Below are 8,563 nucleotides of genomic sequence, written 5' to 3'. Positions count from 1 at the left end.
ATAGGCATAGGCATAGGCATAGGCATAGGCATAGGCATAGGCATAGGCATAGGCATAGGCATATGGCTGGCAACACGACGGCTGCACCAAGGCCGCTTAGTCTGGCCCCGGGGGCGGGTGTGGCGAACCGCAGTCACTTACCCGTGAGCAGCTTGATGCGCTTGTCCTGGGCCTGCCGTGGCATCGCCTGGGAGAGGCCGGCGTGATCAGCGTGGTGTAGACCCGGGAGGGAAGGCTTCGAGCAATCCGTAAATCTGCCAATGGCTGGTAAGCCGACGTGCGGCAATACTGGCGTCGATGCTTGGTGCCTCGCAGATCGATTCCTCACAGCTGAGCGCCTTGGGCGAGAGCCAACTGCGTGAACTTGCGACCAGGCTGCTGGAGCAGGTGCCGCGCAGCGAGCAAGAGATCGACTGGCGTGACGCAAAGATCGAGAAGCTCGCCTACGAGATGGCGCAGTTGCGGCGCATGAAGTTCAGTGCCAGCAGCGAGCAGCTCAATGCGCAGCAGAAGGCGTTGTTCGACGAGTCGGTGGATGGCGACATTGCGGCGCTCGAAGCCGAGCTCGAAACACTCAAGACACCACCGCCTGTCGACAAGAAGCAAGCACATCCAAAGCGCGTGGCGCTCCTGCAAGATCTGCCTCACGTCGAGATCAACCACGAACCGGCCTGTACGACGTGCGTCTGCGGTTGTGCATTGCAACGTGTGGGAGACGATGTGACTCAGAAGCTCGACTACACACCCGGGGCATTCACCGTGCACAACCATGTGCGAGGCAAGTGGGCGTGCCGCGGCTGTCGTACGCTGACACAGGCCCCCGTTCCTGCCGAGATCATCGACAAGGGCATTCCCACTGGCGGCCTGTTGGCGCATGTGCTGGTGGCCAAGCACTCGGATCATCTGCCGCTTTACCGGCAAGACGCGATCTTCGGTCGTGCTGGTCTGGCCATCCCGCGCTCGACACTGGCGGCATGGGTTGGCGTATGCGGCGTTCGCCTGCAGCCGTTGGTGGATGCACTGAAGCTTCATGTGTTGGCCTGCCCTGTGGTCCACGCAGACGAGACGCCGGTGGCGATGCTGGCCCCTGGCAAGGGCAAGACGCATCGCGCCTACCTCTGGGCCTATGCAGCAGGGGCCTTCGAGCCACTACGGGCGGGTGGTCTACGACTTCACAATCAGCCGCGCTGGCGAGCACGCCAGGCAATTCCTGGGGGACTGGAGGGGCAGCTTGGTCTGTGACGACTACGGCGGGTACAAGGCGCTGCGGGAACGCGGGGTCACCGAAGCGGGTTGCGTGGCGCACGCGCGTCGGTACTTCGTCGATCTGGTGAAGACCGACAAGAGCATGATCGCCGCGGCAGCGGTGGAGTTCATCGGCCAGCCGTACGGCATCGAACGCGAAGTGCAAGGCATGACCCCTGCACAGCGGCTCGAACAGCGCCAATTGCGTGCGCGGCCGATCACGCTGGCGTTGCACGCCTGGCTTACCGCTCAGCGCACGAAGGTTGTGGATGGCGGTGCAACGGCCGGGCGACCGACTACAGGCTCAAGCGCTGGGTGGCCTTGACGCGGTACCTGGACGATCCGGCGCTGCCCATCGACAACAACCATGATGAGCAGCAGATCAGGACCTGGGCCTCGGTACGGCGCAACTGGCTGTTCGCCGGGACGCTATTAGCTGGCCAGCGTGTGGCCGCGATCACCAGCTTGGTCCAATCGGCAAAGCTTAACGGTCACGATCCTTACGCCTATCTGAAGGACGTGCTCACGCGCCTGCCAACTCACAAAGCGCGCGACATCGACCAACTGCTGCCCCACATCTGGCGGCCAGAAAACACTGAGGCTGGACTGCTTGCGCTTTCCCCCCCCGCACTAGCGGCGAACGCAATTGGCTTACTCAAACCTACCGAAGGCCATTGTGTGTAGCGATCAGGAGCTCAAGGACTTGCTCATATAGACTGTGACTCCGCCCATGAACGGCTCCTTACGGTCAATGGAAAAGCCATGTTGTAGATACAAATCTACGTTTGACTCGAACAAGCTATTTGTAAAGAGTCGTAGCCCTTGAAGTCCCAGTGCAAACGCCGTTTCCTGCGCTCGCTCTAAAAGAACTCGAGCGTATCCTCGGCGCTGGAACGCCGGTGCGACTGCAAGGTTTTGGATCAGCAACCATTCCGATTCGGGGATCATTTCGATCAGAGCCGCGAGTTTGCGGTTGACCTCCAACAGATCAACCAGATGCTCCCTGACCGCCACTTCGTAGTCGGCCTTCATTGGGAGAGGCTCACGCCCGATCACCGGTACCCACTTTGCGTATGCGGCGCGCGTCAACAGCCCTACGGCGTCTGCATCCTCCAGTGTCGCACGTAGGAATTGAGTGGTCATGGCTCAAGAGTCTATTCGGAAGCTTGCTTCCGGTATCTACGTGTCAAGTGCGTGTTCGCGGGCCCCTTAGCGTCATGGCCCCGCCATCGCTTCCATCGTGATCATGCTGCGCGAGCTCAAGATGCACGGCATGGCCCAGGCAGTTGCGGAGCTGGCCGAGCAAGGTGCACCGGCCTTTGATGCAGCACAGCCCATCCTGTCCCAGCTGCTCAAGGCCGAGACCGCCGAGCGGGAGGTGCGCTCGGTGGCCTACCAATTGAAGGTGGCCAGGTTCCCGGCGTACCGGGACCTGGCTGGGTTTAACTTCGGCCACAGTGAGGTGAACGAGGCGCTGGTGCGCCAGCTGCACCGCTGTGAATTCTTGGAGGACGCCAACAACGTGGTGCTGTTGGGTGGACCGGGGACGGGCAAGACCCACATCGCCACAGCCCTCGGGGTGCAAGCCATCGAGCACCATCACCGCAGGGTGCGGCTCTTCTCCACGGTGGAACTGGTCAATGCGTTGGAGGAGGAGAAGGCCAACGGCAAGCCCGGACAGTTGGCCCACCGGTTGGCCTATGCCGATCTGGTGATCCTGGATGAGCTGGGCTACCTGCCATTCAGTGCCTCTGGAGGAGCCTTGCTGTTCCACCTGCTGTCCAAGCTGTACGAGCGCACGAGCGTCGTGATCACCACCAACCTGAGCTTTAGCGAGTGGGCCAATGTGTTCGGCGATGCCAAGATGACCACGGCGCTGCTGGACCGGCTCACGCATCACTGCCATATTCTGGAAACTGGTAACGACAGCTACCGGTTCAAGAACAGCTCCGCACAGCAACCACCACAGACCACCAAGAAGGAGAAGGCGACCAAGAACTTATCCACAACGTGAGCGTGAAGCTCACGAATCAGGGTGGGTCAGATCGAGATGGAAATGGTGGCTTACGGTTGCATGGAAATCAACACGCCGTGCCAAGCGCTGCACACGCAACCAGCGGTGCACCATGTTCGGATGCAGGCCATGACTCAAGGCCACGCCGCGTACTGAGGCCACGGGCTCACGGGTCTGAGCCAGAACCGACGCCTTGAAGGCCATGCCGTACTTGCACCGCAGCCGGCGCTCTGCATCGATCAATCGTTCCATCGTCTCCACGATCTCCTTCGTGGGAACGACCTCGATTACCCCTATCGATTCAAGATAGGTTCACCGGACGCATACCGATAAGCGGATGGACGCACTAGACAGTTTTTTTCCGCACAAATCTAAGTGAGCGGACCAAACAAACCTGAAGCTAACTCGGTGCTAATTACGACTCAAGCGCAACAGGTAGAAAATACGGCTTCTCATTTACCAATGGAAATACTTCAACTGCCTCAAAGCAACTGAGGGGTACAGGGTTATCAGTACAGACTGCAACACTGAAACCTTCATTCAAGTCGAATTGTTTGAAGTGCCGTCGCCCAATATGATTGCCGCCGGACGAGACTATCCGGCCGGTTGACATATCGAAGTAGACCGAATCAACTGCCGAGAAAATACCGAGTCCATAAGCCTTAACAAACGCTTCCTTTAAAGTCCAACTTCTGATAAAGACTTGTGATGAAAGTGGCGGCGGGCGAGGGTGGCGATGCAAACCCATCATTCGTACTTGACTAGTGTGCGAGGGTAACGCTCGGTCAAAAGACTCAACATCAACACCTATTTTGCCATCGAGGTTTAATCCGAGCAAAATGAGTCCTGAGGCATGCGACAGATTGAAATCGAAGCCGCTAGGCATTATATTAGGTGCCTCTAGCTCCGGCTTGCCTAAAGCACCAGAAGAAAAACGCCACTCAGAAGGACTGCGATTGCCAAGTTTGGATAACGACGTACGAACCAGCGCGCGGCTGACTAAGTAACGCAATCGATCATCTTGATTGACCAACCGGTGAAATCTATGCCTCTCGGCTGCATCTAGAAGATGAAAGTATTGACGAAGAACATCATGGCCTTCAAGCTTTCTATAAAAACACAGGCGCAGCGCAACAGCGATGTCCAAAATAGATGCCTAAGAGGGTGAACAATCTCTAATAATATCAAGTCCTTCCTCGAGAAGGTTAATGGGAATGTTCAATGCTGGCAAAAACTTAAGTACTTCGTCTTTCGGACCGCATGTTTCTGATATCACCTTCTCGGAAAGTAAGCGTATGCGCATTAGTTCCGCCTGTGCCGGCTCGGTAAACTTAATGCCTTTCATCAACCCCTTTCCAACAACAGTGGCTTTGCCATTGAGCGTTGAAGCAACGATATTCCGCAAGCAATCATCAAGACGTTGAGCGCGCTGCTCGATACCTGACTGAAAATGGCCATCACCCCAATAGCGCAACGCCGCACTCGCGCCAACAAACGCTAGGTTATTGCCTCTAAAGGTACCAGTGTGCTCACCCGGATCCCATAAATCAAACTGAGGTTTAATTAAATTTATCGCCATCGGCAGGCCAGATCCGCTTATAGACTTAGATAGGCAGATAATGTCTGGCGCGATGCCTAGGGATTCGAAACTAAAAAAACTGCCAGTTCGGCCACAGCCAGCCTGTATATCGTCGACAATAACTAAAGCACCAATATCAGCTGCAAGTTGTGCAATCGCTTGCAACCAGCTTGCGCTTGCGACGTTAAGTCCTCCTTCGCCTTGTACGGTTTCAACTATAAATGCTGCAGGAAGATCAAAGCCACTGCTAGAATCCTCGAAGTAGCTTCTTGCAAGGGCTGCCGTATCAAAACTGGGACCCGCATAACCGTCGAAAGGAAGGCGGATCACATCATTGAGCGATACCCCCGCGACCTTCCGCTTTGATTTATTTCCGGTGAGCGAAAGAGCACCCAAAGATAATCCATGATATGCATTGGTGAAAGCTACAATCCCGCTCCGGCCAGTGATTTTACGGGCGAGCTTGATAGCAGCCTCAACAGCATTGGCGCCGGTCGGCCCAGTGAACTGTGTTTTGTATGTAAGCTTACGCGGCTTTAAGATTATTCGATCAAAATCGCGTAGAAATGCAACTTTAGCAGTTGTTACTAGGTCGAGCGACTGAAGAATGCCGTCTTTCCTAATGTGGTCAACTATATCGCCCATGATCTGGGGATCATTATGCCCGTAGTTTAGAGACCCGGCAGAAGATAAGAAATCTAAGTACTTTCCCCCTGCGGAATCAAACATCAGACTCCCACTAGCTTTCGAAAATACTATTGGGGTAGAGCGGCAGTATATTCGTACTTCGGACTCGTTGCTTGATATGACCGAGAGATCGGGATGCTGCCGCGATGATTCTTGGCTGCTAAGCGGCTTTTCCAGTATTGCTGTCATAATTTTATCTAAAATGACTAAATTAGCGCTTCGAGGGGCTCTGGATGTCCTAAAAACCGAAGTGGGCTTGCGGACTTGCCATATGCTCCAGAGGCAAACACTACGACTAGGTCATCATGCTCAAGGCTTGGGAGCGTGCCGGTGAAGATCGTGTCAAGTGGTGTGCACAGTGGACCAACTAAGCGAACTTGATCGGTGGAACCGTCGCGACCATTAACTGCAATTGGATAGTTTTTCCGAATCACTTGGCCGAAATTGCCAGATGCGGCCAAATGATGGTGCATTCCGCCATCAAGAACAGCGAAATTTTCTCCACGCGAAGTCTTGCGATCGAGTACCTTGCAAACGTACACGCCTGCCTCGCCCACAATGTAACGACCCAGCTCGATAACAATGTGTGCGCTTGGAAATTCTCGACTTTGAAGTTCGGCGAGAGTATTCAGGCCTGAGATAACTCGATCAATGTCGAGTGGCCGATCTTGATCCGTATACGGAATCCCAAACCCACCCCCCAAATTAAAGATCTTGACAGGTGACGGAGCAAACTGAGCCCATTCACGTGCGCATTCGTAACTTAGTTTTTGAGCTTCGAGAATAGCTTCAGCGCGCAAATTTTGAGAGCCTGCAAAGAGATGGAAGCCTTCAAACGCAAGGTCACGATTGCGGATCTCTGTCAACATTTCAGGAACCAACTCGGAATCTATTCCAAATGGCTTTGCACCCCCGCTCATCTGCATGCCTGCAGAGCGCAACTCAAAGGGCAGGTTGGCGCGAACTGCGACACGCGCTCTGACGCCGAACTCGTTGCTGGCCTTCTCAAGAGTCCTCAACTCTCTAAACGACTCTACATTTACCAAGACACCAGCAGCAACTGCACTGCGAAGTTCCAATTCACTTTTTCCAGGTCCGGCAAAACTGATATCTTCAGCGGCAACACCGCTGTCAAGTGCAATTCTCATCTCATTAGAAGATGCAACGTCTAAGCCCTCGACAAAGCTGCCTACATAGTTTACCAAAGCTGGCATCGGATTGGCCTTAATTGCATAGTGCAGCTTAATACGCTCATCAAGTAGCGACTTCAACAACAAAAGCCTCTTCGAGATCTGAGTTCGATCGTATAAATAGCAGGGCGTTCCCCCTACTGCCCCAACTACACGTGATAGTGGCAAACCACCGATAGCGAATTCGCCTCCCGCGGTTCTAGGCCAAGAGCCAATTAAAGGTGAGTTGCCATGAACTGTCATATAGCCTCTACTGAGTTACCTTGTCTTTTCGCGTACTGTTCAGCAAGTATCAAGCGGTCGATTTTTCCGTTCGCGTTTCTGGGAAGCGCACTGTCACATATAACGATCTCAGTGGGGCGCATGTATGGCGGCAGATCGCTAGCGAGGAGAGATCGAAACCCTTCAAGAGAAAAATCCTGCTCTGACCTGGGCCAACAAAACAGTACGATTGATTGACCAAGTAACGCATCCGGTACGCCAATTGCAGCAGCTTCATATACCAGCTTTGTCTCGTAGGCAACTTCTTCGATCTCTGTTGGGCTTATTCGATATCCAGACGATTTAATCATATCATCGCGTCGGCCTATGAAATATATGAATCCCTCTTCGTCTTTCTTCACCAAGTCGCCAGAAAAGACTGCAAATTCAGGAAGCGGTAGCTCATCGCCAGTGCGCGGCAGCGGTCGAAACCTCTCACCCGTACGTATAGGGTCACCCCAATATCCAAGTGCTACAGTCGAACCTCTATGGACTAATTCGCCAGGCTCGTGTGGATCGCATGGAGCACCGTCCGGACGAAGGATGAGAATTTCCTGATCGGGTATTGCTTTGCCTATAGAATGTGGGCGCCTGTCTATTTCTTCGGGGGCTAAATATGTGGATCTAAAAGCTTCCGTCAGCCCGTACATTAGGAACGGCTTTGCATTAGGAACCTTTGATCGTAAAGCCATGAGGGTTTCTAACGGCATTTTCCCTCCGGTATTGGCAAAATAGCGGAGATTATCTGATACTGACGCAGGCCAGATTGCTTTTGATAGTTGAATCCAAAGCGGCGCTACTGCAGTGAAGCCAGTTATTCTATGAGACGCAAGAGCTGCGATTACAGTTTCTGGTAATAAATAATCGATGAGTACCGAACATGCTCCGACTGTAAAGGCTGTGGTAATCTGCGAGAAGCCTGCATCAAATGAAAGTGGAAGGGCTGCTAGTAATCGATCATCTTTGTTGTTTTCAAGGTAAGTGGCAACGCTTCTCGCCCCGGTAACTAAGTTGCGATGACTGATCACAACTCCTTTAGGCGATCCTGTACTTCCAGATGTATAAAGTATTCCCGCCATATCGATATCGAGCTGACCATTGCCCTGCGGGTGATCAGAACTTGCAACGAATTGGCTCCAAAGCATGACGTTAAAATCGGAGTTTGAGAGCGCGTTTGGAGTATTAGCTCCGACTACAATGACGTGCTTAACACTTGACATCCCATGAATGTGGGGTTCTAGTGTTTCAAAACGTTCTCTTGATGTCACCAGCACTTGCATATCGCAGTCTGCGGCGATATGCGCAACTTGGCGCGGTCTGGATGCTGGATTAATAGGAACAAACGTCAACCCGGCCTTGCTGCATCCAAAGGGGGCAATAGCCGACTCGATGCATTTCGACAAATAGATTCCAACCCGAGCTCCTCTTGGGAGGCCAATCGAATGGAGGCCATTCGCAAAAGAAGTTTGTAGGTCAGCAACTTGTTGATAATTCAGAGTTGTACGACCAAATGTTAAAGCCGGAGCGTCTGGTCTTACAGATTCCTGCAGTTCTACCAGTTCATGTAAAAGGCGTGGATGGTGCATA

At 53.5% G+C, this 8,563-nt stretch carries 7 protein-coding genes and 1 pseudogene; 2 read left to right on the top strand and 6 right to left on the bottom strand.

Annotation, left to right across the window (positions count from 1 at the left end):
• Positions 1-297: 297 nt before the first annotated feature.
• A pseudogene (gene tnpC / locus AC2YJX_RS24740) lies at positions 298-1,836 on the top strand (IS66 family transposase); the annotation flags it as partial.
• Positions 1,837-1,932: 96 nt separating this feature from the next.
• Here tnpC and AC2YJX_RS24735 read toward each other — a convergent pair.
• Positions 1,933-2,388 (bottom strand): GNAT family N-acetyltransferase, encoded by a 456-nt coding sequence (locus tag AC2YJX_RS24735; RefSeq protein WP_487257567.1) that lies wholly within the window; start codon positions 2,386-2,388, stop codon positions 1,933-1,935.
• Between the two features lie 103 nt (positions 2,389-2,491).
• Here AC2YJX_RS24735 and istB point away from each other — a divergent pair, with 103 nt between their 5' ends.
• Positions 2,492-3,259 carry an IS21-like element ISThsp10 family helper ATPase IstB gene (istB, locus tag AC2YJX_RS24730; protein ID WP_487257576.1) on the top strand — a complete coding sequence of 256 codons (768 nt, stop codon included), beginning with the start codon at positions 2,492-2,494 and terminating at the stop codon, positions 3,257-3,259.
• 9 nt (positions 3,260-3,268) lie between these two features.
• Here istB and AC2YJX_RS24725 read toward each other — a convergent pair whose 3' ends face one another.
• From AC2YJX_RS24725 to AC2YJX_RS24705, 5 genes are all read right to left on the bottom strand, one after another.
• Entirely contained in the window at positions 3,269-3,511 is a 243-nt protein-coding gene (locus AC2YJX_RS24725; RefSeq protein WP_487257566.1) for a transposase, read from the bottom strand.
• Between the two features lie 163 nt (positions 3,512-3,674).
• Positions 3,675-4,406, bottom strand: a complete 732-nt coding sequence (locus AC2YJX_RS24720) for a 4'-phosphopantetheinyl transferase family protein (protein WP_487257565.1) — start codon at positions 4,404-4,406, stop codon at positions 3,675-3,677.
• 9 nt (positions 4,407-4,415) lie between these two features.
• The gene (gene ectB, locus AC2YJX_RS24715; protein WP_487257564.1) at positions 4,416-5,714 is read right to left on the bottom strand and encodes a diaminobutyrate--2-oxoglutarate transaminase; all 1,299 of its coding nucleotides are present in this window, start codon (positions 5,712-5,714) and stop codon (positions 4,416-4,418) included.
• A 17-nt stretch (positions 5,715-5,731) separates the two neighbouring features.
• A complete protein-coding gene (locus AC2YJX_RS24710) occupies positions 5,732-6,958 on the bottom strand; it encodes a pyridoxal-dependent decarboxylase, exosortase A system-associated (protein WP_487257563.1) in 1,227 nt (408 codons plus the stop codon).
• Entirely contained in the window at positions 6,955-8,562 is a 1,608-nt protein-coding gene (locus AC2YJX_RS24705; RefSeq protein ID WP_487257562.1) for an acyl-CoA ligase (AMP-forming), exosortase A system-associated, read from the bottom strand. Before AC2YJX_RS24705 ends, AC2YJX_RS24710 begins: the two co-directional genes overlap by 4 nt.
• Between the last annotated feature and the right edge of the window lies 1 nt (position 8,563).

Source organism: Acidovorax sp. SRI_002 (genome assembly GCF_057586455.1).
This window is presented reverse-complemented; position numbering and strand designations above follow the sequence as displayed.

Excerpts from the sequence above, each read along its gene's own strand:
- AC2YJX_RS24735 (WP_487257567.1), bottom strand. The coding sequence starts at position 2,388 with ATGACCACTCAATTCCTACGTGCGACACTGGAGGATGCAGACGCCGTA.
- istB (WP_487257576.1), top strand. The coding sequence starts at position 2,492 with ATGCTGCGCGAGCTCAAGATGCACGGCATGGCCCAGGCAGTTGCGGAG.
- AC2YJX_RS24725 (WP_487257566.1), bottom strand. The coding sequence starts at position 3,511 with ATGGAACGATTGATCGATGCAGAGCGCCGGCTGCGGTGCAAGTACGGC.
- ectB (WP_487257564.1), bottom strand. The coding sequence starts at position 5,714 with ATGACAGCAATACTGGAAAAGCCGCTTAGCAGCCAAGAATCATCGCGG.
- AC2YJX_RS24710 (WP_487257563.1), bottom strand. The coding sequence starts at position 6,958 with ATGACAGTTCATGGCAACTCACCTTTAATTGGCTCTTGGCCTAGAACC.
- AC2YJX_RS24705 (WP_487257562.1), bottom strand. The coding sequence starts at position 8,562 with ATGCACCATCCACGCCTTTTACATGAACTGGTAGAACTGCAGGAATCT.